General features: G+C 69.3%; 1 pseudogene. It reads right to left on the bottom strand.

What is annotated here, in order from left to right:
- Positions 1-40 precede the first annotated feature (40 nt).
- Positions 41-238: pseudogene (locus tag B2869_RS09545) on the bottom strand (sugar ABC transporter ATP-binding protein); the annotation flags it as partial.

The following is a 238-nucleotide window of genomic DNA, read 5'->3' as shown; positions in this document are numbered from 1 at the left end:
AGGTGACCGAGGTCAGCCTGCGCCGCGTCTGTGGATCCGATCAGGCGGAGATGACCGGCTTGTCGTTCAGACGGTCGCCCGACTCGATGTCGAACGCGTGCACGTGGCCGGCCGAGGCGGCGAGCGTGACGGTCTCGCCGGCGTTCGGGTGGTTGCGACCGTCGACGCGAGCGACGAGGTCGGCGCGCTTGCCGTTGATCTCGGTGTGACCGTAGAGGTAGCCGTCGGCGCCGAGCTC

It is taken from the genome of Microbacterium sp. UBA3486 (genome assembly GCF_002377845.1).
GTDB lineage: Bacteria > Actinomycetota > Actinomycetes > Actinomycetales > Microbacteriaceae > Microbacterium > Microbacterium maritypicum_A.
This window is presented reverse-complemented; position numbering and strand designations above follow the sequence as displayed.